The organism is Hansschlegelia zhihuaiae (genome assembly GCF_004103825.1).
Classification (GTDB): Bacteria; Pseudomonadota; Alphaproteobacteria; order Rhizobiales; family Methylopilaceae; genus Methylopila; species Methylopila zhihuaiae.
Genome location: NZ_RYFI01000060.1, coordinates 1 through 668, shown reverse-complemented (window position 1 = coordinate 668; position 668 = coordinate 1). Strand labels below are relative to the sequence as shown.

The 668-nt window shown below is 65.4% G+C and carries 1 protein-coding gene; it reads right to left on the bottom strand.

Annotated elements, in window-relative coordinates:
- A partial coding sequence (locus EK403_RS22060) for a ferredoxin--NADP reductase (protein WP_428979643.1) occupies positions 1-668 on the bottom strand: 668 nt, incomplete at both ends.

The following is a 668-nucleotide window of genomic DNA, read 5'->3' as shown; positions in this document are numbered from 1 at the left end:
CGGATCATGTCGGGCGAGCCGCACAGCATGAAGCGGTCGCGTTCGGGCGACATCGCGGGCAGGCCGACGTCGTCGAACAGCTTGCCGGATGTCATCAGGTCGGTGATGCGGCCGCGGTTCCTGAACGGCTCGCGGGTCACGGTCGGGTAATAGATCAGCCCGTCGCGGATCATCTCGCCGATCAGCTCGTCCTTGGGCAGCTCGGCTGTGATGGTCTCGCCATAGGCGAGCTCGTCGACCTGCCGGCAGCCATGCACCAGCACGACCTTCTCAAAGCGCTCATAGGTCTCGGGGTCGCGGATGATCGACATGAAGGGCGCGAGCCCGGTGCCGGTGCCGAGCAGATAGAGGTTCTGGCCGTCCATCAGATTGTCGAGCACCAGGGTGCCGGTCGGCTTCTTGCCGACGAGGATCGGGTCGCCGACCTTGAGGTGCTGGAGGCGCGAGGTGAGCGGGCCGTCCGGGACCTTGATCGAGAAGAACTCCAGCTCCTCGTCATAGTTCGGCGAGACGACGGAGTAGGCCCGCACCAGCGGGCGGCCCTCGACCTCGATGCCGATCATGGTGAACTCGCCGTTGCGGAAGCGGAACGACGGGTCCCGCGTGGTGCGGAACGAGAACAGCGTGTCGGTCCAGTGACGCACATGCGTCACGCGCTCCTCGAGATA